We start from the raw sequence: 23,286 nt of genomic DNA, 5'->3' as shown, positions 1-23,286 counted from the left end.
GGGCCGACTCCTTCTTCGGCCTTNGCGACAGCACCACTGGCTGCGCCCACCCGTCACCCGCCACCGCCCTCGACGGACGCCTGGCGACGCAGTAGCCGGCCGGAGCAACGGAAGGCGTTCACCAAACAGACCCTAGACGATGAGGATCCAAGGGGCCGGGTGGGACGCGTTCCCGCCCGGCCCTTCATCGATAAGGAACGGGACAATGTGGAGAATCTATTGTCCAAAACCGTAATTGTGGTCCATATATGGCTCACCGGTTCATTCATGCGGTAGCGTCGACGACCGGTGAGCGGATCACTCCGTTCCGGCACGCCCGGTGAATCGCAGGGTCGGCGGGTCGGACATGCGAGCTCCGCACCCCCAGCACCTGCCGCCCCCGTCAGGAGACCCTCGGAGCCGCCCAGATGTCGCCCTCGCCCCTCGACCCTCGGCACGAGCACGGGGGTCGCGCATGACCTCGATCATCATCGTTGCGCTTTTCGTAGCCGTCCTCCTGGTCATCTTCTGGCGCAGTGTGCGCATCGTGCCCCACTCGATGGAGGACGTGGTCGAGCGGTTCGGTAAGTTCCACCGGACCCTGAGTTCCGGTTTCAACGTCGTCATCCCCGGTGTCGACCACGTGCGTGAACGCATCGACCGCAGGGTGCAGGTCGTGAGTTTCCCGCCCCAGTCGGCCATCACCGAGGACAACCTCTCCGTCGAGGTCGACTCCGCGGTCTACATCCGGGTGGTGGACGCCTATCGGGCCACCTACGAGGTCGCGAACTTCATCCAGGCCGTCGAGCAGCTCACGCTGGCGACGCTGCGCAACGTCATCGGTGGCATGAACCTGGAGGGCACTCTCACCTCCCGCGATCAGATCAACCGCGAGCTCAAGTCCGTGCTGGACGAAGCCACCGCCAACTGGGGCATCGAGATCAGCCGTATCGAGCTCAAGGGCATCGAACCGCCCTCCTCCGTGCAGGAGGCGATGGAGATGCAGATGCGTGCCGACCGCGAGAAGCGTGCGCAGCTGCTCAGCGCCGAGGGTGAGAAGCAGTCGGCGGTCCTGCGCGCCGAGGGTGAACAGCAGTCCGCGGTGCTCAAGGCCCGCGGTGAGGCCGAGGCCATGGAGCTGACCGCGACCTCCGACGCGAAGGCGCAGACCACGCGGGCGCGCGGTGAGGCCGACGCCATCCACATGGTCTTCAAGGCTCTGCACACGAGCCGGGTGGACCCGGACGTGCTCGCCTACCACTACCTGCAGAAGCTTCCCGAGATCGCGCAGGGCGACGCCAACAAGGTGTGGATCGTGCCCGCCGAGATGGGGCAGGCCCTGCAGGGGGTCGGTAGCGCCTTCGACCGGCTCAAGGACGACGTCGTCCAGGCTCCCGGCTGATCTCGGGCAGACCCGCCCGAATGCGCCCCCTCCCGTGCCGCTGCGGTGAGGGGGCGTTCGCCGTTCTGGCCCCTTGTACCCGGGTACCCCGGTCCGATCGCCCGATGACCCGCTCTCGTAGTCTGTTGGCGCCCTCGGGAGGCGGGGGTGCAGTGCGTGGGAAAGGCTGGGGCTCATGGAACTGTGGGAGGCGGCGCTGATCCTCCTGGCCGGTGTGGCCGCGGGTGGTATCAACGCGGTGGCCGGTTCCGGAACCCTGTTCACCTTCCCGGTGCTGCTGGCGCTCGGGTCCCCGCCGGTGGTGGCGACGGTCTCCAACAGCATCGGCCTGGCGCCCGGGAGTTTCAGCGGCACGTGGGCCTACCGGCGGGAACTGGCCGGACAGAGGGCCCGGGCGCTGCGGCTCGGTGTGATGTCCTTCCTGGGCGCGGTGACCGGTGCGCTGCTGTTGATATCGCTGCCCCCGGGTGTGTTCGAGTCCGTGGTGCCGTTCATGATCGGCCTGGCATGTGTGCTGATCATCTTCCAGCCGCGCATCACCGCGTGGGTGCGCGCGCGTCGGCCCAGCCGCAAGGACGGGGGACCGCTGCTGCCGCTGGGCGCTTACGGTGCGGGTACCTACGGGGGCTACTTCGCGGCGGCGCAGGGGATCATCCTGCTGAGCATGCTGGGCACGGCCATCGACGACGACTTGCAGCGAATCAACGCCCTGAAGAACTTCCTGACCACGATCGCCAACACCACCGCGGCGGCGTTCTACATCGTGCTCGCCTCCCCGGCGTGGCCGGTGGTCGGGCTCGTCGCACTCGGCGCGGTCACCGGTGGCTACCTGGGGGCGCGGTTCGGACGCAAGCTGAGCCCGACGGCGTTGCGGGTGTGCGTGGTGATCGTGGGTCTGGCGGCGGCCGTACAGCTGCTCCTGGGCAGGGTCTGAACCGGGTCAGGACGTGAAGTACCCGCGCCGGTCGGCGTCGTCGACGAGCGCGATCGCGTAGGCGCCCAGGGCGTCGGAGCCCTCGGCGATGAGCTTGACCTTCTCCATGACCTCGGCGCGGGTGACGCCGAAGCGAGACCAGGTGCCGCCCTCGTTGTGCCAGTTGGCGAGCATGGGGTGCAGGCGGTCGATGGCCCGGGCGAAGCGGGCCTCCGGGGTCTGCCGGGCCTCGAACTCCTCCCAGACCTCGTGGGCGCGCTGGGCCTGGTCCTCCGGAAGCAGGGGGAAGATCCGGTCGGCGGCCTCGCGTTCGCGGGCGGCCTGGGTCTCGGCGTCGGCCCGGTCGAAGACGAAGGTGTCGCCGGCGTCGATCTCGACGATGTCGTGCAGGACGAGCATCTCGGTGACACGCTCGATGTCTGTGCCCGCGGGGGCGTACTCGGCGAAAGTGCGTGCGAACAGGGCCAGGTGCCAGGAGTGTTCGGCGGAGTTCTCGCGGCGGGATCCGTCCACCAGCAGGTTCCTGCGAAGGACGCGCTTGAGCTTGTCCACCTCCAGCAGGAAGCGGAGTTGCGCGTTCAGGCGTTCGTTGTCGACCCCGCTGGCAAAGACCGGTGCCGGTTCCGTCACGTGGTTCGCCCTCCTGAGGGATGAGTCGGAACTGTCGGGTGAGGGCCGCTTCGCGGCCGTCCCTGGATGATCCCATGGAACACGGACCGTCCTGGGCGCCGGAGTCCGCGGATATCTGCACCGCGCGTGCAGGAGGGCCGGGGACACCGGTACGGGGGCGTCGGCTGCGGGGCTCGGTGGCCCCGACGCTACCTCTCGGACGGACCGCGTGGGTGGTCTGCGGCCGGACCTGCGTGGAAGTGGGGGTGAACGCCCGGACGTCCGCGGTGGGGCACCGGTGGTCGGGGTGCCCGCCGGGGGCGGGGGCGGGGCCGATCACGTGGCCGGGGTCCCGGACCACGATGTGATACAGCGCATGCTCTGGTGGGCCGGGTCAGGGACCCGTGAGCGGGGTGCCCGGTTCCGGACCGGGGCCGCTCGTCACAGCGGTGCCGTGTCCGGGGCGAGTGCGGCGAACCGGCGCAGATAACTTCGGACCAGGCGCTTGGCCTCCAGCACGAGGAGGACGTCGCCGTCCGGGTCGTGGCGGAAGGCCAGCTTGAGGACCGCGTCCGCGGCCTCGACGGAGACGTGTACGGCCCGGTCGAGCTCCTCGCCGTCCTCCAGGCCGTGGTGGGCGACGATGATCTGGCGCAGCCGCACCGAGATGACCCGGTTGTTGTCGGCCCCGCGGTCCAGGAGCTGGGGGTCGACGACGTCGCCGAAGTGGAGGCTGCGGAACCCGGTGACGGTGCGGTGCATGTCCACGTACTCGTCGACGACCGCGTCGACGACGGTGGTCCAGTCGGACCGGTCCGTGCCGGTGAGGCGGTCGGTGATGCGGGTGGCGAACTGGTCGAGGAAGCGCAGTCCCAGAGCCTGGGTGATGGCCTTCTTGTCCGGGAAGAATTGGTACACCGAACCGATGGCCACGCCTGCGCGTTCGGCGATGCGTGTGGTGGACAGGTGGTCGTAACCGACCTCGTCGAGGAGCTCGGCGCAGCAGTCCAGCATGCGTTGCACCCGGAGCATGCTTCGCTGCTGCGCGGGCAGGCGCCGCAGGGGCGCCTGCGCGAAGCCGAGCTCGGTGTGGGCGAGGCCGTCCTTGCCGCGGATGGGTCGCTTGCCATGGCCCCGGGCGGTGGCGCGGTGGGGCCGCGGTGGTGTGGAGCTTCGGGAATTTGTCGTCACGAAACCTATGATGCCTTTCCCGAATCACCTGGTTCCGGGGAAATTCGAGTTTCGGTCCGAAGAATCGTCTGGTACCGCTCCCGTCGAGGGCGCTTCCGGTGTTGTCCGTGGTCGTCGCGGTTCCTGTGTTCCGTTCCGCCGTGTCCACATGTGGCCGGTGTCCATTTTCTGTGTCCTGGGCGGTCGTATACGGATGCGCATGTGTCCCACCGGCCCCGACCCGGCACCCCTGCCCCGGAGGCAGTACGTGACATGGTGGGAACGACGGTGCCCGACCCCGCGCCCGCGCCCCTCCAGGGAGGAACACAGCCATGACGACCCCCCGCAGCGAGACCTCACCGGAAGAACTCGACACGACCGTCGAACGGGCCGCGGCCGCGGCTCCGCTCCTGGCGGCTTTCACGCCCGACGACCGGGCCGTGCTCCTGCGCACCGTCGCCGAGGTCCTGGACGCGGCCTCCGACGAGCTCGTGCCCCTCGCCATGGCCGAGGCCCACTACCCCGAGGCGCGGTGCCGCAGCGAACTCGCCCGCACGACCTTCCAGCTCCGGCTCTTCGCCGATGTCCTGGAGGAGGGATCCTTCCTCGGCGCATCCGTCGACCCCGCCGACCCCGAGTGGGGAACGCCCCGGCCCGACCTGCGGCGCCTGCTGCTGCCCCTCGGGCCCGTCGCGGTCTTCGGCGCGAGCAACTTCCCGTTCGCCTTCGCCACCGCCGGTGGCGACACCGCCTCGGCCCTCGCGGCCGGGTGCCCCGTCGTGGTCAAGGCCCATCCGGGCCACCCCGAGCTCGCCCGCCGCACGTCCGATCTCGTCGCCGTCGCCCTCGCCGAGGCCGGGGCACCCGACGGCACGTTCGCGCTCGTCGAAGGGGTCGAGGCAGGGCGCCGCGCCGTCACCCACCCGCTCGTCCGCGCCGTCGGGTTCACAGGTTCGGTCTCCGGAGGGAGGGCCCTGTACGACCTCGCGGTGTCGCGCCCCGACCCGATCCCCTTCTACGGCGAACTCGGCAGCATCAACCCCGTCTTCGTCACCCATGCGGCCGTGTCCGCGCGCGGGGCCGAGATCCTGGCGGGGTACGCCGAGTCGGCCACACTCGGTTCCGGCCAGTTCTGTACCAAACCCGGCGTGCTCTTCCTGCCGGAGGAGACCGACCTCGGTCCGCTCACCGGCGACGTCGCCGACCGCGGCCCTGCGCCTCTGCTCAACGACCGGGTCGAGCAGGGTTTCGACGACACCCTCGGGTCCCTGGCCGACCACCCCGCCACCGAGGTGCTGGTGCGCGGCGTGCCCGGGGACGACGGGTGGACGCCGACCCTGCTTCGCACCGACCTCGACTCCCTCATCGAGCACGCCGACGTCCTGTTGGAGGAGTGCTTCGGTCCGGCCACGCTCGTGGTCACCTACCGGGACGAAAGCCGATTGCTGGAGGTCGGCGCCGTGCTGGGAGGCCAGCTCACCGTGACCGTGCACGGGGAGGAGACCGATCTCATCGCCCCGTCGCTGCTCTCCCTGGGTGCGTCGCTGGCCGGCCGGGTCATCTGGAACGGCTGGCCCACCGGTGTCGCTGTCACCCACGCCATGACGCACGGCGGCCCGTACCCTGCGACGACCGCGCCGACCCACACGTCGGTGGGCACCGCGGCGATCCAGCGGTTCCTGCGTCCGGTCAGTTTCCAGTCCGTGCCGCAGTCCCTGCTGCCCCGGGCACTGCGCGACGACAACCCGCTCGGCGTCCCCCGGCGGGTGAACGGGGCTCCAGAACAGTCCTGACGATTCGCTGTCAGGCTGTCCTCTCACTGGTGGGGAGGGGTGTCCGCCCCACGTACGCTCACGGCATGGACTCCCTCCCCACACCGCCTGACGTCGACGCCCTCGTCCGCGATCTGCCCAAGGTGGAAATGCACGTCCACCTCGAGGGTTCGATGCCGCCCGAGACCTTCTTCGAACTCGCGACGACCCACGGCCTCACCGACGTCCCCGACACGCTCGAAGGCCTGCGGGACTGGTATGCCTTCACCGACTTCCCGCACTTCGCCGAGGTCTACCTCGCCTCGGTGCGCACACTGCGGGACGAGGACGACTTCGCGCTCCTGGCGGCGGTCGTGGCCCGCCGCCTCGCCGCGCACAACGTCCGTTACGCGGAGGTCCACGTCAGCCTCTACGCCCACCTCGTGCGCGGGGTGCCGGCCAAGACCGTCTTCAACGGGATCGAACGCGCCCGGATGGAGGCCGAACGCGAGCACGGAATCCAACTGCGGTGGATCCCCGACTTCCCTGCCGACTTCGGGGTCGAGGCCGCCGAGCGCACCGTCGCCGCCACCCTCGAGCACGGACCGCCCAGCGTCGTCGGGTTCGGTGTCGGCGGGGTCGAGACGCCCCTGGGGCAGTACGCCCGTGTCTTCGACCGCGCCCGCTCCGCCGGGCTCGCCAGCCTGCCGCATGCCGGGGAACACGGCGGACCCGTCCGGGTGCGCGAGGCCCTGGACGTCCTGGGCGCCGAACGCATCGGCCACGGCATCGACGCTCTGCGGGATCCCGACCTGGTCGCTCGTCTCGTCGACGAGCAGATCCCCGTCGACGTGAGTCCCACCTCCAACGTGTGCACCCGCGCCGTGGACCGGATCGAGGACCATCCGCTGCCCGCCATGCTCGACGCCGGACTCCTGGTCACCCTCAACACCGACGACCCGCCCATGTTCGGCACCGACCTCACCCGGGAGTACCGCACTGCCCACGCACTGGGGCTGGGCCCGGCAGACCTGGTCCGGCTCGCCGCGAACGGGGTGCAAGCCTCCTACCTGGGGACCGCCCGGCGCCGTGTGCTGCTCCGTGAGATCGCCGGTGTGGCCCGCCGCCACGGGGTCGGCCTGACCCAGGACGCGCTCGTATGATCCGCAGGGTCCTGTGGGAGGCCGGCTCCGTGTCCGCCCTCCCTCGCGTACAGGCGAGCCAGGCCTGCGACCGGGGTGGTGTTGCTCAGGCGGGTGAGTCGCTCAGGTCGAGGTCGCACTCCTGGCGCTTGTCGACCCAGTTGGTGTGGGCGTCCTCGGCCTCCTCGCCCTCGTAGGGGACCGGGACACCGTCCTGGATCCGTGCCGGTGCCCAGTCGGAGCCCGTGACGGAGCCACTGTCGAAGGTCAGGGTGAGCACCCCCGTCTCGGCGGTCGGGCCGGAGAAGTTGTAGAAGACGAAGTTGCCCAGCCCGTAGTGCACGTACGAGTCGCCCATGAAGCCTCCGGGTGAGAGCACGTGCGCGTGCCCGCCCACGACCGCGGCGGCCCCGGCTCCGACCAGTTCCTCGGCCAGGTCCGGAGCGTGCGGCAGAGGGCAGTGGGCGCCCTCCAGCCCCCAGTGCAGGAACACGGCGACGTTGTCGTACTCGTGGGAGGCCTGACCGACCGCCTCGACCAGGTGGTCCTTCATCTCGTTCTTGGTGGTGGCCAGGCCGGGAGAGTCGTCGCCGGCGGTCCATTCGGGGATCAGGTGTTCGTCGAGCACGTCTGTGGCGCCGAACACCGCGAGGCTCTGTCCGTTGACCTCGGCGGTGAAGGGTTCGTAGGCCTGGTCGGCGTCGCGCCCGGCACCGACGAGGTCCACCTCGGAGGCGTCACCGTGATCGAGGGTGTCGAGGAGGCCGTCCTCCCCGTAGTCCATACCGTGATTGTTGGCGAGGGTGGCCGCGTCCACGCCCGCGTGTTCCAGGGCCTCCAGAGCGGTGGCGGGGGCGCGGAAGACGAACTCCTTGCCGGGGACGGCGGTTCCTCCCTCGGTCACTGCGGTCTCGAGGTTGACCATGGACAGGTCGGCGGCGGAGAGCTGTTCGGAGATCGGGTCCAGCGCGGTCTCGGGGCTGTCGAGCCGGGGGCGGAGCAGGCCCTCGAACATGACGTCGCCTCCGAAGGCGACGGTGACGGGGGCTTCGGGCGATTCTTCGGCGGCCACGGTCTCGTCGGGGGCCAGGGCGCCCTCGTCGACGTCCGCGGGGACGCCGGGGGAGGTGCAGGCGGCGGTCAGGGACAGGGCCAGCAGGGCTGTGCCGGCCTGGAGGGTCGTGCGTGCGCGGGGGCGCGTGCCTTCGGGCAGCATGCGTGCTCCAGTTCGCCGGAGGATGCGAGTGCATCCCCTCGGTCGGATGCACGCCACAGCTCCGGGGTGGCTGTCGTGACCGGGTCCGGCCCCTGGCACGGGACCACCTGTCACTGAATGGTCACTTGGGGTGTCCAGCCCTGGGTGCGGCAGATGAACGACTTCGGTCGGCGGAGGGCGGGACGTTCGGCGGGGTCACTTCGCCGCTCACCCAGGGTATGCATGGATGACCAGCGTTTTTGTGTTTCACAGGGGCCTGGTTGTGCACCGCGGACGCCGGGTGGTGGGTGCCCGGCGTCCGCGGTGCCCGGCGTTCGGCGCGGCTTGGGGCAGAGTGGAGTTTTCGTGTCTTTCCCGGCATTTCGTGCCGCAAGGGATGAGGCGTCGATGGGTGCCCGAAAAATGAATCGACTAAGCTCTTTAGTGGTTTCATCGGCCTGGTTCACGCGCATATTTTTCTTCTTTTTCTGTGACTCTCTGTTGTCAGGTGTACTCAAGCAGTGCTTGTTATTGGCTCTGTGAGCTGCCTGTATGACTCAGTGATGTTGTTCAGTGTCTGAGAGTGTTTGCATGTGTGGCGTCCGTTTTCGGAAAACGCTTGTGTGTCCCGTGTGGCTTGCTAACGTTTCGGTCCGTCGGCAGTTCGGCACGGAATGCGTCCCTCTCGTGGTCGCGCCGGCGTTCCTGCCCGAAGCGGGTCACCCCGCCGTCCCGCCCCGTACGCGGTGACGGACCCGCCCCCGCCGCCTGAACGGCCGGCGGCAGTCCCCTGCGTTCGTCCCTGCGAAAGGCAGCACCATGCGCAATACGCTCCGTTACTCCTTCGCCACGGCATTCACCGCCGGCCTGGTCGTGACACCCATCGCCGCCGCCTACGCCGACACCGTCACCGACGGGTCCGGCGGAGTCGGAAGCGGGAACCAGATCAACGTTCCCGTCGACATCGAGGCCGACCTGTGCGGCAACTCGCTCGCCGTGCTCGGGATCTCCGAGGCAGAGTGCACCAAGGTCTCCGAGGCTCTCTACGAATCAAGCGGCCAGAGCGAGACCGACGGCTCGGGCGGTGTCGCGAGCGGGAACCAGCTCGTCATCCCCGTCGATGCCGCCCTCGACGCCTGCGGAAACTCCGCCGCGGTCGGCGGGGTCTCCGAGGCCGACTGCGTCGAGGTCGTGGAGAAGCTCGAGGAGGAGGTCGGCGGCGAGGCCTCCGACACCCTCAGCACCGACGGATCGGGCGGTGTGGGCAGCGGTAACCAGATCGACGTCCCGGTCGACGCCGCCATCGACATCTGCGGGAACTCCGTGGCCGTGCTCGGTGGGTCCAGCGCCAAGTGCAACACCGTCATCAACGTCATCCAGGCTTCCGACGACAACTCCGCGGAGGGCGAGGACGGCGACAGCGAGGGTGACACCTCGACCGGGGGCTCCGGTGGCGTGGCCAGCGGGAACCAGGTCAACGTCCCGGTGAACGCGGCCGTCGACATCTGCGGCAACGCCGTCTCCGTGCTCGGTGTCGCCGAGGCGCAGTGCCTGGAGACCATCGCCGAGGAGGAGCCGCCCGAGGACGGCAAGGAAGAGGTGCCCGAGGACGACGGCCCGGGCGAGGTCCCCGAGGAGGAGCCCGAGGAGCCCCCGCGTGAGGAGGAGCCGGGCGACGACGGCAAGGACGAGGACCCCGCTGACGACGGTGCGTCCGAGGCCCCGGCCGACGACCAGAAGGCGCCCGAGGAGGCCGCCGCCGAGCTGCCCGTGACCGGTGGCGCCCTGACCGGACTGGTGGCCGCGGGCCTCGCCGCGGTCGGCGCCGGCGGCGCCGGGCTCTACTTCACCCGCAAGCGCAAGGTCGCCGCCGTGGGCGCGGAGGACTGAAGCAGACCGAGAACAGCCCGCCTCCCCTCTTCCCCAGGGGAGGCGGGGCGATCCCCCTTGATGGCGCGGGGCCACCGGTGGAGTTCCGGTGACCCCGCGCACGTGTGTCCGGCGGGGGCGGTGCGGACCGGGCGCGACCGTCTCCTAACCTCGGAGACGTGCTCAAAGTCCTGTTCTCCTCACGCATGCTGGCCTTCCACGCGCTGGTGGTCCTGGCCGTGCCCAGCTTCATCTGGCTGGGCTTCTGGCAGCTCGACCGGTGGGAGGCGCGCAGCGCCCAGATGAACCTGCAGCAGGACAACGTCGCCGCCGAGGCCGTGCCCGTCGAGGACCTCACCTCCGTTGGCACCGACGTCGCCCCCGACGACCGATGGCGCACCGTCGAGGCCACCGGGACCTGGGACACCGACAACGAGGTGCTCCTGCGCAACCGCGACGGGTCCCAGGGCGTGGGCTTCCACGTCCTGACTCCGCTGGTCACCGAAGAAGGGCCCGCCCTCCTGGTCAACCGCGGATGGATCGAACGCGGTGAGGACGCCCACGACACGCCCGAACCGCCGGCCGTGCCGGATGGGGAGGTCACCGTCGAGGGCCGCCTGCACTACTCCGAGAACGAGGACAACACCGGCCTGTCGAACCGGGACGACCTGCCCGAGGGGCAGATCATGATCGTGGACGTCGACGAGCTGGCCGAGCGGCTGCCCCACGACGTGTACGGCGGATACGCCGAGCTCACCGACCAGGCCCCCGTGCCCGAGAACCCGCCCGAGCGCGTCCCGCTCCACGAGGAGGACTCGGGGATGAGCGCCTCCTACGCCGTGCAGTGGTGGGTCTTCGCCGTCGTCGCAGTCGTCGGATGGATCGTGCTCATGCGGCGCGAGATCCGCGACGCCCGCGAACGGGAGGCCGCCGTCGGGGACGGGGGCGACCCCGGCTCCGGTCCCACGGGCGGCACCGGCGGGCCGGACGACGGCCCCTCCGGCAGCGGGGCGGACACACCGCGTACCCAGGCAACGGTGGAGTAGCACGGGCCCTGGCGCGCCCGTGGGATCGAGGGGGACAGCGTGCCCGACGAGACCGATTACCCCGATTCCGGGCGTCCCACGCGCCGCGGCGTCGGGCCGACTGAGAGCGCCCGCGCCGGCCGTTTCTGGTGGGACGGGGCCGCCGACGCCTACCAGGAAGAACACGGACCCTTCCTCGGCGACGCCGACTTCGTCTGGGGCCCTGAGGGGCTCACCGAGGAAGAGGCGCGCCTGCTCGGCGCCCCCGACGCCCTGCGTGAAGCGCGCGTGCTCGAGATCGGCTGCGGTGCCGGACAGTGCGGACGCTGGCTGCGCGCCCAGGGTGTGCACCGCGTCGTGGGCTTCGACATCTCCCACCGCCAGCTGCAGCACTCCCGCCGTATCGACGGGGCCACCGGGCACCACCTGGCCTCCGTTCAGGCCGACGCCCAGTACCTGCCCTTCGCCGACGCCTCCTTCGACGTCGTCTTCTCGTCGTTCGGCGCACTCCCGTTCGTGCCCTCGGCCGAGACAGCGCTCGACGAGGCGGCGCGGGTGCTGCGCCCGGGCGGTCGGCTCGCGTTCTCCGTGACCCACCCCGTTCGGTGGGCGTTCCCCGACGACCCGAGCGAGCGCGGACTCACGCTGATCCAGTCCTACTTCGACCGGATGCCGTACGTGGAGGAGGACGAGGCCGGCCGCGCTGTCTACGTCGAGCACCACCACACCGTCGGCGACTGGGTGCGTGCCGTCGCCGGGTCGGGGCTGCTGCTCGCCGACCTCGTGGAGCCCGAGTGGCCCGAGCACAATACCCAGGAGTGGGGCGGTTGGGGCCCGGTGCGGGGGAGCATGCTGCCCGGGACCGCAGTCTTCGTCGCCGACAAGCCCGACTGAGCTCCGGTTTCCCCTACCCGGGGCGGGTAGGCTTGACCTGTCCCAGCCCCCACCCCTGAGGGAGTTCCGGTGTCCGACGTCCACGTGCGTGCCGCCCGCCCCGAGGACCACGCCCGCATCATCGCCGTCTGCGACGCATGGTGGGGGCGCCCGGTGGCGCACATTCTGCCGCGGTTGTTCCTCGACCACTTCCACCGCACCAGCCTCGTGGCGGAAGGGGAGGGCGTGCTCGCCGGGTTTCTCGTGGGGTTCCACTCGCCCTCCGAACCCGGGACCGTGTACGTGCACTTCGCGGGTGTGGACCCCGGGCACCGGGGTTCCGGGCTCGCACACGGTCTGTACCGGCGTTTCTTCGATGCCGCCCGAGCGGAGGGCCGCACCCTCGTCCGGGCCGTCACCTCACCCGCGAACGAGGGGTCCATCGCCTTCCACCGGCGCATCGGGTTCACCGTGACCGGGCCGCACACCGATCACGACGGGCCCGGCGTGGACCGCATGGTCTTCGAACGGCGGCTGTGAGCGGGACGGAATAGGTGCTCCGGGGATGCCGGTTGCCGGGGACATGAAGGCCGTAGGAATCACAGAAGCAGGAGATCCCGACGTCCTCCAGGAGCTGAACCTGCCCGAGCCGCAACCCGGACCCGGACAGGTGCGGATCCGCGTGCGTGCGGCCGCGGTCAACCCGACCGACACCGTGCTGCGCTCCGGTGCGCGCGGTGTGCCCGATGGGTCGGCCGTGCCGGGGATGGATGCCGCCGGGGTCGTGGACCGGCTCGGCCNGAGGGGACCCCGGCCGCCTCTACGTCGGCCAGGACGTCGTGGCGCTCGTCGTACCCAGGGGAGCACACGGTGCCTACGCCGAGCAGATCGTGGTGCCCGCCGCATCCGTCGTGCCCGCGCCCGCGGGTGCGGGGGTCACTGCCGCATCGACCCTGCTCATGAACGCCATGACCGCACGCCTGGCCCTGGACGAGCTCGCGCTGTCGCCCGGCGACACCCTGGCCGTGACCGGCGCAGCCGGGGCCTTCGGCGGGTACGCGGTCCAGTTGGGCAAGGCGGATGGGCTGCGGGTGGTCGCCGACGCGAGGGACTCCGACACCGAACTCGTGCGAACACTCGGTGCCGACGAAGTGGTGCAGCGTGGTGACGACGTCGCCGACCGGATCCGTGAACTCGTCCCCGACGGGGTTCCCGGGCTCGCCGACGGTGCCTTGCTCAACGACAGGGCCGTCCCCGCCGTGGCCGATGGCGGGGGGCTGGCGACCGTGCGCGGATGGAACGGGCCCGCCGAGCGCGGGGTGACCGTCCACCCGGTGATGGTGGTGGACGGGGCGACCGACACCGCTGGGCTCACCCGGCTCGTACGCCAGGCCGAGGAGGGTGTGCTGAGTCTGCGCGTGGCACAGGTGCTGCCCGCGGATCGCGCGCCCGAGGCGCACCGCCTCCTGGAGGCCGGCGGTGTGCGCGGCCGCATCGTTCTCGACTTCGACTGACCCGTCCCGAGTANGGGTTCCCCGCCGGCCCCGGGAGTTGCTCGCCTGCGCCAGACGACGCAGGGAGGCCGGCAGGCTGTCGCCCAGGACCGTGCCGACCACGGCCTTCTCGGGCAGTTCGTCGACGTCGGTGAGGCCCTCCACGTATTTCAGGTCGGCCTCGGCCAGCCGGTCTGCGGCCTCGGCGTAGCCTTCGTACTCGTCGTCCTCTCGTCCCGCGTACCGCCCCTGAGCGACGATCGAGTCCGCACGCGCGTGGTCGCGGTCATCGCCGCCGCCTACACCGGTCTGACACTGCTCACCGTGTGGCAGCCCTGCGGGCGCAGTCGGTCGTGGCACCCGACGGCCTCACCCTCGGGGCCCTCGCGGCGCTCGGGGCGGGTACTGCCCTGGGGCTCGTGTGGGCGCTGCGCGTATCATCCCGGCAAAGAGACGAGGAGGAAGCGTGCGGCTCAAGCTCGACCTACACGACATCTTCAACAAGGGCCGGAGCATCGACCAGGCCCTGAACGACATCATGGACGAGGCCGAGCAGAAGAAGGCCAAGACGGTCGAGATCATCCCGGGCAAGGGGTCCGGCCAGCTCAAGAAACGTGTGCTGCGCTTCCTCGACCGCAAGGACGTCAAGGCGCGCTACCACCGGGTGGAGAAGGACTCGAAGAACTTCGGCCGCCTGTTCGTCCACTTCAAGCACTGATCGGGGGCGCCCGTCGGCCAGGCCGCCGGGTACACCGTCCGACTGACTCGCCAGGTCGCGGACGGTGTGTCACAGGGCGACGACGGACGCAGTCTCCTCCGGATCCTCAGCGGGCTCGACGAAGAACAGGCGTTCCCCGTCCCACCACACCTGATCGGGCTCGGGCTGCTCGAACTCGCTGATCTGGCTGCTCAGCGGTTCCTCGTCCCCCGTTCCGGGGTCGAGCACGTAGAACTGCCAATCCCGCGGCGGGTTCAGGAACGTGCACTTGGCGTCCGCCGGGCCTCCGCCCCGGATCGCCAGGAGCCGTCCGTCCTGTACTGCGACCACCCGGTGGTCGTCGCCGCGCATCGAGGTCTCCCAGAGCTCCTGTCCGTTGGACAGGTCGTGGGTGTACAGGCGGCTGGTGCAGCCTGTGCCCCGCGTGCTCATGTGTACGCGGTCCCCGTCGAACAGCGTGCGCGGGGCCTCCTCGTCGAGGTCCTTGAGTGCGCCCTTACTGTCCTCCATGGAGGTCACCAGGTCTCCGGAGCCGTCGAAGACCAGAATCTGCTCCCAGTGCGGGTCATCGGCGCCGCTCTCGGTGGTGCCGGGGTCGTGATCGCGTTCGGGGCCCCGCCGGTGCCCGAGGTCGAGGCGGACGACGGCGGGGTCGGTGTTCAGCAGCACGGTGGGTGCGGGTTCGTCACTGTTCTCGCGAGTGCCGCGGTCGAACGTGAAGGAGGACCCGTCCTGCCCGCTTCCGGCGTCGAGCACGTGCACGGAGATCCTGTCCCCGGGGCCGCAGTCGGCGACCGCCACGGCCTGCTCGGCGTCCCTGGCGGCGAGGTCGACGGTGGGGCACGAACCTCCGTCGGCGATGAGCTCCTCGCGCGACCAGGACTGCGAACCGTTTGCGGGGTCGAGGCCGCGAAGCTCGCCGTCGACCCGAACGACGACCCCGCCCTCGTGCAGACTCACGTCGAGCCCGTCCCGGTACCGTTCCTCGGCATACCCTCCCTCCAGAAGCGGACCGCTGCGCCAGAGCTCGGTCCCGTCATCGAGGTCGACCGCGAGGACGTCGTCGCACGAACGCTCCGGATCGTCCTCCTGGCCCGCACGCGGTTCCGGATCCACATGATCACCGTCCAGGAGCACCACCCCGACCCCGTCGGAGGCTTCCTCGGCCATGCCGCACACACGGGCGTCGGTCTCCAGCTGCCAGAGTTCGGCCCCGTCANGGGGGGCCCCCGCCGTGAGCCCGCCCCGGGAGATCTGCACGATCCGGTCCTGGGACCACCATCCACCGACGTTCTCTCCCGGCAGTCCCCCGGCCGTCCATTCCGGGGAGCCGGACACCTCCGGGAACAGCACGGCCCGGCCGCTCTGGAAGGTCTGCACGGTGGCGTACACGGACAGGATCAGCAGGAACACCATCGGGACCGCCAGGCACCCCAGGCAGCACGAACGCCACCGCGGCGATGGCGGTTCGGGGTGCCCCGACGTGCCGGGATGCTGTCCGGGTCCGTGAGCTGGGTGGGTGCGCCGGAAGGCCATGGTTTTCCCAGGGGGTCGGGGGGTGGTGCCGGTCAGTACGATGCGCGTTCGACCGCCCCGGGTTCGCGCCCCCTCACACGTCGGGGCCCCCGTGTTCGGCGGCGAACGCGGCCAGCTCGGCGCGGGTCGGCGCAGTCGCGGGGCCGCGCAGGGTCACCGCGCGGGCCGCCGCCGCGTTCGCGCGCCGGGCGGCTTCGTCCAGGTCAAGGTCCTCGGCGAGCGCCGCCAGCAGCACCCCCATGTGTGTGTCACCCGCGCCGTTGGTGTCCACGGCCGCCACCGGGACCCCGGGGATCCGCACCGGCCCCCGGCCGGTAGTGGCCACCACACACCCGTCCGCGCCGTCCCGGACCACCACGGCCCCGCCGTGCCGTACCCGGGACGCCAGGTCCGCGGCCGCCCGTTCCGGACCCGCGCCCCCGGTGAGCGCCGCGGCTTCGGCTGCGTTGGGGCTGAACACGTCCACGCGCTCCAGAACCTTCGCCAACAGCGCCGGTTCGATCGCGTCGACAACAGGGGCCGGGTCGAGCGCCGCCCGTACCTGTGGGTGCAGATCCACGATCCACGCCGCCAGATCCTCCGCCCGCGCCCCCGGCAGCAGGGAGTACCCGACCGCGTAGACCGTGTCGCCGGGGCCGGGGTCCAGAGAGCGCAGCGCCGTGGCGGGCAGCTCGCTCTCGGCGCCCAGGCTGGTGACGAAGGTGCGTTCGGCGCCCGAGTCGACGAGTGCCACACAGAACCCGGTGTCGGAGTCCGGAAGCGGGTCGTGCACGGCCTCGATCCCCTCCGCCCCCAGCGCCGCCCGGGCCAGGTCCCCGTTGGGCCCGCTGCCGTGCGCTCCGCCGTAGACCACGGGCATACCGGCGCGTGCGGCCGCGGCCATCACGTTGAACCCGCCGCCGGGAAGCGCCCGGGAACTGTCGGCGAGGGTGTCCCCACCGGGCTCGGGAAGGCGGTCGATGGTCATCACCAGGTCGATGATGACCGGACTCACATGGATCAGGCGGCCGTTCACGCACGCTCTCCTCTCGCTTCGAACACCCCCAGGATCCCGCCCCCTGCGCCGTTCCCGCCACGCGTGGGCAATGGGTGGCAAGACCGAGTTGTGGAGTTTTTGCCGTGGGGAACCCCTGAACGGTGGTGTGCGGGGTCAGACTCGTTCCAGGGCGCAACCAGTGAGAGGGGATGGCATGATCACGACCGATTTCAGGCCGGGGACGCCCTGCTGGCTGGAGCTGAACACACCCGACGTGGTGGCCACGGCCGACTTCTACCACCGGGTGTTCGGGTGGACCCTGCACGAGATCGGGTTCGATGCCGGGGGTTATCAGTTCCTGCGCCGGGGGGACTCTGCCGCAGCGGCGATCGGCCCCCTGGAGCACGAGGAGCAGCGCCCGGGATGGACCCTCATCTTCGCCGTCGGCGATATCGAGGACGTCATCGACGAGACCGAGGGCCGTGGCGGTTCGGTCTACGTGGAACCCTTCGCGGTGCCGCCGGTGGGCAGGATGGCCTTCCTCATGGATTCCCTGGGCGGGGTGTTCGGCGTCTGGCAGGGACAGGAGTTCGGCGGGTTCGAGGTGGTCAACGAACCGGACAGTTTCGGCTGGGCCGAGCTGTGGACACCCGACGCCGCGGTTTCCATGTCCTTCTACAGCGGGGTCTTCGGCTGGCAGTACGAGATCCTCGACCAGGGTGAGAACGGGGAGTACGCGGTGGTGCACAATGCCGGGACCTCGGTCGAGGAGTCCCACAGCGGGATCATGGAACTCGGACGCGAGTACCTGGCCGACACCGAGGGATCGCCCGACTGGCACCCGGTGTTCATGGTCGCCGACTGCGACGCGAGCGCCCGTCTGGTCCGGGACAGCGGAGGGAAGATCCACATGGGTCCGGTCGACATTCCGCAGGCGGGGAGGATGGCGGTCTGTGCCGATCTGGTCGGTGCGGAGTTCGTCCTGCTCACGCCGTCGCCGACCGGCTGACCCTCTACCCGCGCGCCCCTCCGCCCCGGTCTCCTGGGGGCGGAGGGGTTCTGTGTGTGCTGGATGGGCGTTGAACTGTTCTTTCTGCTCAACGCGGCCGTAGCTCTGGTCACAGCGGCCCTGCTCGAACAGGGCCGGGGGTGCCGCCTGTCGGGGCTCCTCGACGACGGGATCCGGGCCTGAGCCAGGCAGGTTGCCACTGTGGAGCCACATGAGAAAGGGCCCTGCGCCGCAGCGCAGGGCCCTTTCCATCTGCGGAGGATATGGGATTTGAACCCATGAGGGGATTGCTCCCCAACCGCATTAGCAGGGCCATTGCATAAGTTTTGACTGGTTGCTGTGGGTGCCCCGAAATGCCATTTCATATGGTCAGACGGGGTTCGGTGTGTCGTGGTGTGTTGTCCTGCGAACCCTCGTGTCGGAAGGTTTGTGCCAGGACCGCACCAGCTAAACCACCAGAAGTCTTAAATTCGTTTGTAGCAACCTTACCGGCCAGGCACAGTAACCGGACACGTTCACCCGGTGCAAGCAGATACATGGAGCCCGAGGCTTTGTCGACGGGTCGCCTCGTGCGGAAGTGAGGGGCTGGAGGGATCCTCCGTGATGCGGGAGGGAGAGTCCTACTGGGTTAGCCCTCCTGACCAGACCGTGGATGAGAACCTACGGCGGGGCGCCCTGAGTGCTCCAGTAAGGAGATCACCTTGGCCTCAGAGCGTCCTTGGTCGGCATCGGCGGCTACCTGGTTAGTGTTGTCCTCTGGCTGCGGGAAGCGTGAGGTGATCGTAGTGAAGAGCGCGATTGGAGAGCCGCACTCCTCCGAGAGATCTCCCGCTTCGACACCTGCGTCTCGGCGCAGCAGTTCCGCAGCTCCCGGCAAGAGAGAGGGTTGTTCCAAAATAGGCATGGGGCCGGGTTCGCTTCGACGCCACCCCTTCTGGCTCAAGGAGACCACCGCGTTGCGATAGGTCACCTCGCCCATTACCCCCAGAGTCCGAGCACGGAACAACAGGGCCTGCAGGCTCACGTTCCAGTACTGCTTGAGCCTTTGTAGAATTTTCCAGTCCGCGCGCGGGGGCAGTTGATCGATGATCTGATCGGCCGGCATCAGGAGTTCTGACGCGAAGCGGTTGGCTTGGTTCTCGACCACCCTCCCGCCAGGTTCGGCATCCAGGTGCATTACGAGGTGCCCCAACTCGTGGGCGACGTCGAAGCGTTGGCGGAAGTAGTCGTCCTTGAGCGGGTTGAGTAGCACCACAGGACGTTGGAGGGTGTCGAAGGAGTAGGCGTCCACCTTGGCTGTTCCCCGTGGTGTGAATACAACGAGGCAACCGTGGTTCTCAGCTAGACGGACCAGGTGGCCCACGGGTCCCTCCGGGAGGTTCCAATCCTTGCGTAGACAGGAGGCGGCTTCCTCGGGAGCGCCGTGGTCAGGTTCTTCCCCGGCGATCGGGTAGGCCGGAAGGTCGCGTTCGGGAAACTCCACGTGCCGTTCGATGCCTGCTGCCACGTCGACCACCAGTTGGCCGTAGGCGTGGGCCTGGTCACGGGCGAGTTGGGTGGTGGAGCGAAGCGAGCGAAAGTGCGGTGGCGTTCCTGCGGGGTTGGCCTTACCGGGGCGCGGGAGAAAGAACCCGGGGTCCACTTGGAGTGCCAGAGAGAGTTCGGCGACGGTTGTGGCGGCGGGGCGTTTTGCTCCGTTCTCGTAGGCGGCGACAGCTGTGGGGCTCTTGCCGATCGCAGCAGCCAGAGCGTTCTTACGCAGGCCGGCGAGATTGCGGGCGAGAGTGAGTCGGCCACCGTCGAAGAGGGTGGCGATGTCTTGGAGTCTGCTGGTCATCCCTGATCACTGGAGCGCTTTCCAGGGGAGCCTGGTGCTGGACGAAGACGCATTGGTGCGTCAGCGACCTCGCGTGGTGCGGTGGGCAGGGGCGCGAGCGGCGTGCGGGGAAGTCCGACACGGCCCTCGTCGGGGGTGGCGCCCAGCAGATCGTACAACCAGTACCAGGGAGAACTGCCTCTGGCGCCCAGGCGCGGCCTGCCGAGAAAGAGCTGGGACTGGTTTGTGGTGACGTCCAACGCTTGGGCCAGGATCAGGGTGTTGGACAGATCGATCTGGGGTGTTTCGATCTGGTCTTCCTCGGAGGGAGAGAACAGGGTGGGATGGTCGGGGCACTCCTGGGCTGCCACTTGCTGCCGGAGGTCGCTCTCCCAGCGCATGTTGTTGACTCGGCCGTACCTGAAGGTCGCACACAGCCACTGCCACTCTTCGAAGCGCCATCCGTGTGACCCCTTGAGGTTGTTGCGGTCGACTGTGCCGGGCGGCAAGAGAATGTCATCGGTCAGAGGCTCGTCCGGGTGCAGCTCCTGGTGGAGTAGGTCTCTGCCCACGGTGGGGAGGTGGGGATCGGGCGCGTAGCTGCGGCACTGGGCCACGCGATCGATGCGATCGATCAGGAGTTCGCGCTGAGCAGGGCTTCTTGTTGCATCGGTATGGAACCCCAGAGCTGGGGTGATGGTGTCCAGGGTGGTGCGTGCTGCTGAGCGATGGGCCCAGGCGAGCGCGAGGCTCACTCCACTGTTACGGAACGCTGAGATGACCTGCTGCTCTTCTGTCACAGCGCTACGTTACCAGTACCCAGTATTATCCGCCTGAAAATGAACCGCTTGGGTTGTGGTGTGTTCAGAAGTAAACCATCGTGTTGGCGCCTCCGTGTCTGGCGCAGCCCAGCGCAACCTTCGGCCGACCAAACTCTGGACTGTCGGAAACCCACTGGACCACTGCACACCTGCCTAGCATGCCCTGCGAGCCCTGCTCGCTGTGGCGCTGTTCAACCGCCACCCCGGAGGGGCCCCTCCCGCGGGCTGGCACGCCCACCGGTTGATCTTCTACACCTTTTACCTCTCACCCCGCTACGATGACCTGGTCATCTTCACCCGCCAGCCCGAGCAAGTAGCCAACTGCTTCCTCATGCAAACGGCGCCCGAAGCGGTCTTCCCCGGCTGGCGAGTCACTTGTGTCAACGACCACCACATCCGTTTGCGCCACGTTCCCACTGGTGCATTCATGGGAGTGGAGCAGACTGGTGACCGCAGTCGGGTCGTGTGCGGACGGCCGTGCCCGAAGAGCGAACATGAGCAGTATCAAACTCATGGCCAGCCCCTTACCGACATCGAGTCCATGCAGGTAGGGCAGTCCCGCCCATGAGCGTCGATGCCCAGACCCTGCTATCGGGCCTCTTGGCCCGCTTTACCTTGACGGCTCCGGACCTGTCCTGGGCCACCGGGGGATGGCACTGCGGCCGCGGGGTGTGGGCAGCGGCGAGCACCCCATTCCGGAGCCCTCGCAGCGGCTCTGGGGAGCGCATGACCGATGGGATCTGCGCTGGGGCGGCTTCCCTGATGCTGCTTACGTCGCCGCCCTGACCGACTCCGAGATCGGACTCGCCGGCGCCACGTGCGTTGACCAAGGGCGCGAGATCACGGTCCGCTACAGGACAGCCGCCCTTGTATTGCAGGAGTCCTCCTGCGTCGGACCGGAACTGGGTCGGCCCTACCTCTGATCTGCTCTGTGTCGCCGTCTGCTGCGATCTGATGGAGATCTGCGTGGTGAAGAACCCCGAGCAGAGACTCGGCCACGGCCCCGGAAGTGACAACACCGGCCCGATAACTCACCCGACCGTCGTGTTGGCGCGGATGCTCGAGGTGGGGAAGGTTGTGCTGGTCGTGCTCTCTGCAGGGCGATCACACCCCCGGGAGTAACGCTGCGCCCTCCCGAGCCTGACCAGCCTCAGCGTGAGGAGTCGGGGGACCCGGGTACTTGTGTCCAGGCAGCTCGCAAGCACACAGCAAGAGGGAGTCGGGGCGCTGAATCGGGGGAGGCCGTCGCATGCCTGGAACTCCCTCCGTTCCTGGCATCGCCCGATGCTCGCGCTTACTACCTGCAGTCAGCCGCGTCTGGCGCTGGGGCGCCCCTACGGATTAACCCGAGCGGACCGCAGATGCCCCACCCCTGCCCCGGCTGCTCAACCCTGGTCAAACCTGGATATGTGTGGTATTGGCGCTTGGAGGCACTGGGCGGCGCTGTGGAACAGGACGCTCACTCCACCCCCGGGCGACGCTCCTCAGGGACCAGCAAGATGGGCCACTCGTTGCCGACAAACCTGCCGCGGACCGAACTCAACAGCGTCAGGCATCGACGCGGGAGACTGCAACGTCCACGCGGCGGCTCTGAGCTCTATGGCTCGCATAAATCTCAGTGGTGTAGCCAGGTGTGTGAACTCCTTTGCTAGAACCATATTGGCGAGGAAATGGCATCTGATTTCGCTTTCTGTTGTTTGGGGGTCGGGGCTCATCAGGCTCGAGAAGCAGGATGACGAGTGCTCGCTCGGGCGCGTGGCCGGAGTCGGTCACAGCCCTTGTGTGCGCGAAGATGACCTGTAAGAGTGTAAATGTTCTTCATCTGAACATCGCTGGAGTAATGGAGCCTTGCCCTCTTGTCGGGTCCTTGGTGGGAGCGCATCGGATTGAGGCGTGACGGCTCCTGGTTATGTGCTTTGACCTGCAAGGATGACGCTTTGGCGGTGCCGGTTGTCGCTGGCAATGCGAGTCCGTGTGTGGCTCGACGGCGGAGATTCATCTTTGCGTTTCTTGGGGAAGATATCGAGTCTCGCCCGGTGTGAAAATTTATCGACTTCTTGGCGTGTTTCCTATAATGGGAAGAGATGTATCTTGCTTATTAGACTTTCAGGTATTGTCACCGTCGAGCTTCAGTCCAAAAGGCCATGGCGGTTGACTAGTTCCCAGGCCCAGGCAGCATTCGCACGATTGGTCTTAGACAGAGGACGTGGGACCAGTCGGGGTCAGTTGGCGGAGACGATATGGCCCGAAACGCTACCCAAGACTTGGGCTTCGGCACTCCGCAGCGTTGTCAGTCGCGTACGCTCGTTCGTCGACGACCTCGCCCCGAACACCGGTGATGTGGCACTGACCTCCCAGGGAGGCTGTTATCTCTTGACGCTACCGCCCTGTGCCACGGTCGACCTCGAACACGCTGAGGACTCCCTGGTGCAGGCATGCGCGGAGCTGTCGGGGGGTGGGCACGAGGTGGCTTATCGGATAGCTCGTGATACTGCGGCCAGCCTTAGGGGCTCATTCCTCAGTGAACACGGGGGCGAGTGGGTGGCCAGTGTCCGGGAGCGGGTGGACGGGCTGAGGCTTGCGGCCTTGGAGATCGCCAGCCTGACCTCGTCCTCGCTCAGGAACGCGCCCAGGGCCCTCGAGCACGCCAACGAGGCCATCCGGCACTCGCCGTTCCGGGAGAGCGCTCATCAGTGCCGGATCATGGCTCACGCCGCGGCGGGCAACAGGGCCGAGGCCCTGGGCGCCTACCACGAGCTGCGACAGCTGCTCGCGGAGGAACTCGGGATCGACCCGGCCCCGGAGATCCAGGCCATGTACCTGGATCTGTTGCACGCGTCGGAGTGCCAACCCTGGGAATCAAGGATGTTGGGTGCCTATGGTTCCCTCGTGCAGGAATCGCGAGCGGTCTTCCTCAACGGCCGGGCGGCCGATCGCCTGTCCGGACTGACCTGAATCCATCGGAGTG

At 68.7% G+C, this 23,286-nt stretch carries 21 protein-coding genes; 14 read left to right on the top strand and 7 right to left on the bottom strand.

The window, feature by feature from the left end; genetic code table 11:
- Positions 1-454: 454 nt before the first annotated feature.
- A complete protein-coding gene (locus D474_RS0120240; RefSeq protein WP_017615329.1) occupies positions 455-1,381 on the top strand; it encodes an SPFH domain-containing protein in 927 nt (308 codons plus the stop codon).
- A gap of 175 nt (positions 1,382-1,556) precedes the next feature.
- Positions 1,557-2,315: a sulfite exporter TauE/SafE family protein gene (locus D474_RS0120235; RefSeq protein ID WP_017615328.1), complete on the top strand. Its 759-nt coding sequence runs from the start codon at positions 1,557-1,559 to the stop codon at positions 2,313-2,315.
- A 6-nt stretch (positions 2,316-2,321) separates the two neighbouring features.
- Here the strand turns inward: D474_RS0120235 and D474_RS0120230 are convergent, their stop codons facing one another.
- Both D474_RS0120230 and D474_RS0120225 read right to left on the bottom strand, forming a co-directional pair.
- Positions 2,322-2,945: an HD domain-containing protein gene (locus D474_RS0120230; protein ID WP_017615327.1), complete on the bottom strand. Its 624-nt coding sequence runs from the start codon at positions 2,943-2,945 to the stop codon at positions 2,322-2,324.
- 420 nt (positions 2,946-3,365) lie between these two features.
- The gene (locus D474_RS0120225; RefSeq protein ID WP_017615326.1) at positions 3,366-3,956 is read right to left on the bottom strand and encodes a TetR/AcrR family transcriptional regulator; all 591 of its coding nucleotides are present in this window, start codon (positions 3,954-3,956) and stop codon (positions 3,366-3,368) included.
- 470 nt (positions 3,957-4,426) lie between these two features.
- On the opposite strand from D474_RS0120225, the gene D474_RS0120220 reads away from it, so the two are divergent.
- Positions 4,427-5,887 carry an aldehyde dehydrogenase (NADP(+)) gene (locus D474_RS0120220; protein WP_017615325.1) on the top strand — a complete coding sequence of 487 codons (1,461 nt, stop codon included), beginning with the start codon at positions 4,427-4,429 and terminating at the stop codon, positions 5,885-5,887.
- A gap of 65 nt (positions 5,888-5,952) precedes the next feature.
- Complete coding sequence (gene add, locus D474_RS0120215) at positions 5,953-7,008, top strand: adenosine deaminase (RefSeq protein WP_017615324.1); 1,056 nt, start codon at positions 5,953-5,955, stop codon at positions 7,006-7,008.
- Positions 7,009-7,093: 85 nt separating this feature from the next.
- Here the strand turns inward: add and D474_RS0120210 are convergent, their stop codons facing one another.
- Entirely contained in the window at positions 7,094-8,203 is a 1,110-nt protein-coding gene (locus D474_RS0120210; protein ID WP_017615323.1) for a CapA family protein, read from the bottom strand.
- Between the two features lie 798 nt (positions 8,204-9,001).
- Between D474_RS0120210 and D474_RS0120205 the strand changes: the two genes are divergently transcribed.
- The 7 genes from D474_RS0120205 to D474_RS0120180 all read left to right on the top strand — a co-directional run bounded on the left by D474_RS0120205 (position 9,002) and on the right by D474_RS0120180 (position 14,160).
- On the top strand, positions 9,002-10,072 hold the full coding sequence (locus D474_RS0120205; protein ID WP_017615322.1) for a chaplin: 1,071 nt from the start codon (positions 9,002-9,004) through the stop codon (positions 10,070-10,072).
- Positions 10,073-10,230: 158 nt separating this feature from the next.
- Positions 10,231-11,097, top strand: a complete 867-nt coding sequence (locus D474_RS0120200) for an SURF1 family cytochrome oxidase biogenesis protein (RefSeq protein ID WP_017615321.1) — start codon at positions 10,231-10,233, stop codon at positions 11,095-11,097.
- Positions 11,098-11,136: 39 nt separating this feature from the next.
- A complete protein-coding gene (locus tag D474_RS0120195; protein WP_017615320.1) occupies positions 11,137-11,970 on the top strand; it encodes a class I SAM-dependent methyltransferase in 834 nt (277 codons plus the stop codon).
- 69 nt (positions 11,971-12,039) lie between these two features.
- Entirely contained in the window at positions 12,040-12,489 is a 450-nt protein-coding gene (locus D474_RS0120190; RefSeq protein ID WP_017615319.1) for a GNAT family N-acetyltransferase, read from the top strand.
- 25 nt (positions 12,490-12,514) lie between these two features.
- Positions 12,515-13,117 (top strand): alcohol dehydrogenase catalytic domain-containing protein, encoded by a 603-nt coding sequence (locus tag D474_RS34455; protein ID WP_449289363.1) that lies wholly within the window; start codon positions 12,515-12,517, stop codon positions 13,115-13,117.
- Complete coding sequence (locus tag D474_RS34450) at positions 13,041-13,463, top strand: zinc-binding dehydrogenase (RefSeq protein ID WP_449289362.1); 423 nt, start codon at positions 13,041-13,043, stop codon at positions 13,461-13,463. Before D474_RS34455 ends, D474_RS34450 begins: the two co-directional genes overlap by 77 nt.
- A gap of 445 nt (positions 13,464-13,908) precedes the next feature.
- Positions 13,909-14,160 (top strand): Smr/MutS family protein, encoded by a 252-nt coding sequence (locus D474_RS0120180; protein ID WP_017615318.1) that lies wholly within the window; start codon positions 13,909-13,911, stop codon positions 14,158-14,160.
- A 69-nt stretch (positions 14,161-14,229) separates the two neighbouring features.
- Here D474_RS0120180 and D474_RS0120175 read toward each other — a convergent pair whose 3' ends face one another.
- Both D474_RS0120175 and D474_RS0120170 read right to left on the bottom strand, forming a co-directional pair.
- Positions 14,230-15,576, bottom strand: coding sequence for an outer membrane protein assembly factor BamB family protein (locus D474_RS0120175; RefSeq protein ID WP_017615317.1), 1,347 nt, complete (start codon positions 15,574-15,576; stop codon positions 14,230-14,232).
- A 193-nt stretch (positions 15,577-15,769) separates the two neighbouring features.
- Entirely contained in the window at positions 15,770-16,711 is a 942-nt protein-coding gene (locus D474_RS0120170) for a PfkB family carbohydrate kinase (RefSeq protein WP_017615316.1), read from the bottom strand.
- A gap of 175 nt (positions 16,712-16,886) precedes the next feature.
- Here D474_RS0120170 and D474_RS0120165 point away from each other — a divergent pair, with 175 nt between their 5' ends.
- On the top strand, positions 16,887-17,681 hold the full coding sequence (locus D474_RS0120165; RefSeq protein ID WP_017615315.1) for a VOC family protein: 795 nt from the start codon (positions 16,887-16,889) through the stop codon (positions 17,679-17,681).
- A gap of 628 nt (positions 17,682-18,309) precedes the next feature.
- Here the strand turns inward: D474_RS0120165 and D474_RS29450 are convergent.
- Both D474_RS29450 and D474_RS0120150 read right to left on the bottom strand, forming a co-directional pair.
- On the bottom strand, positions 18,310-19,518 hold the full coding sequence (locus tag D474_RS29450; protein ID WP_040704033.1) for a helix-turn-helix domain-containing protein: 1,209 nt from the start codon (positions 19,516-19,518) through the stop codon (positions 18,310-18,312).
- Positions 19,515-20,297: a hypothetical protein gene (locus D474_RS0120150; RefSeq protein ID WP_152476949.1), complete on the bottom strand. Its 783-nt coding sequence runs from the start codon at positions 20,295-20,297 to the stop codon at positions 19,515-19,517. The genes D474_RS29450 and D474_RS0120150 overlap by 4 nt, the downstream gene beginning before the upstream one ends.
- 671 nt (positions 20,298-20,968) lie before the next feature.
- On the opposite strand from D474_RS0120150, the gene D474_RS31910 reads away from it, so the two are divergent.
- Positions 20,969-21,241, top strand: coding sequence for a hypothetical protein (locus D474_RS31910; protein WP_152476947.1), 273 nt, complete (start codon positions 20,969-20,971; stop codon positions 21,239-21,241).
- 1,006 nt (positions 21,242-22,247) lie between these two features.
- Positions 22,248-23,273 carry a BTAD domain-containing putative transcriptional regulator gene (locus D474_RS33570; RefSeq protein ID WP_083931885.1) on the top strand — a complete coding sequence of 342 codons (1,026 nt, stop codon included), beginning with the start codon at positions 22,248-22,250 and terminating at the stop codon, positions 23,271-23,273.
- The last annotated feature ends 13 nt before the right edge of the window (positions 23,274-23,286 follow it).

The sequence above is a fragment of the Nocardiopsis salina YIM 90010 genome (genome assembly GCF_000341025.1).
Taxonomy (GTDB): Bacteria; Actinomycetota; Actinomycetes; order Streptosporangiales; family Streptosporangiaceae; genus Nocardiopsis; species Nocardiopsis salina.
This window is presented reverse-complemented; position numbering and strand designations above follow the sequence as displayed.

Coding starts and splice junctions, on each gene's coding strand:
- D474_RS0120220 (WP_017615325.1), top strand. CDS start 4,427: ATGACGACCCCCCGCAGCGAGACCTCACCGGAAGAACTCGACACGACC.
- D474_RS0120205 (WP_017615322.1), top strand. CDS start 9,002: ATGCGCAATACGCTCCGTTACTCCTTCGCCACGGCATTCACCGCCGGC.
- D474_RS0120235 (WP_017615328.1), top strand. CDS start 1,557: ATGGAACTGTGGGAGGCGGCGCTGATCCTCCTGGCCGGTGTGGCCGCG.
- D474_RS0120240 (WP_017615329.1), top strand. CDS start 455: ATGACCTCGATCATCATCGTTGCGCTTTTCGTAGCCGTCCTCCTGGTC.
- D474_RS0120165 (WP_017615315.1), top strand. CDS start 16,887: ATGATCACGACCGATTTCAGGCCGGGGACGCCCTGCTGGCTGGAGCTG.
- D474_RS31910 (WP_152476947.1), top strand. CDS start 20,969: ATGGCACTGCGGCCGCGGGGTGTGGGCAGCGGCGAGCACCCCATTCCG.
- add (WP_017615324.1), top strand. CDS start 5,953: ATGGACTCCCTCCCCACACCGCCTGACGTCGACGCCCTCGTCCGCGAT.
- D474_RS33570 (WP_083931885.1), top strand. CDS start 22,248: ATGACGCTTTGGCGGTGCCGGTTGTCGCTGGCAATGCGAGTCCGTGTG.
- D474_RS29450 (WP_040704033.1), bottom strand. CDS start 19,518: ATGACCAGCAGACTCCAAGACATCGCCACCCTCTTCGACGGTGGCCGA.
- D474_RS0120210 (WP_017615323.1), bottom strand. CDS start 8,203: ATGCTGCCCGAAGGCACGCGCCCCCGCGCACGCACGACCCTCCAGGCC.
- D474_RS0120225 (WP_017615326.1), bottom strand. CDS start 3,956: ATGCTCCGGGTGCAACGCATGCTGGACTGCTGCGCCGAGCTCCTCGAC.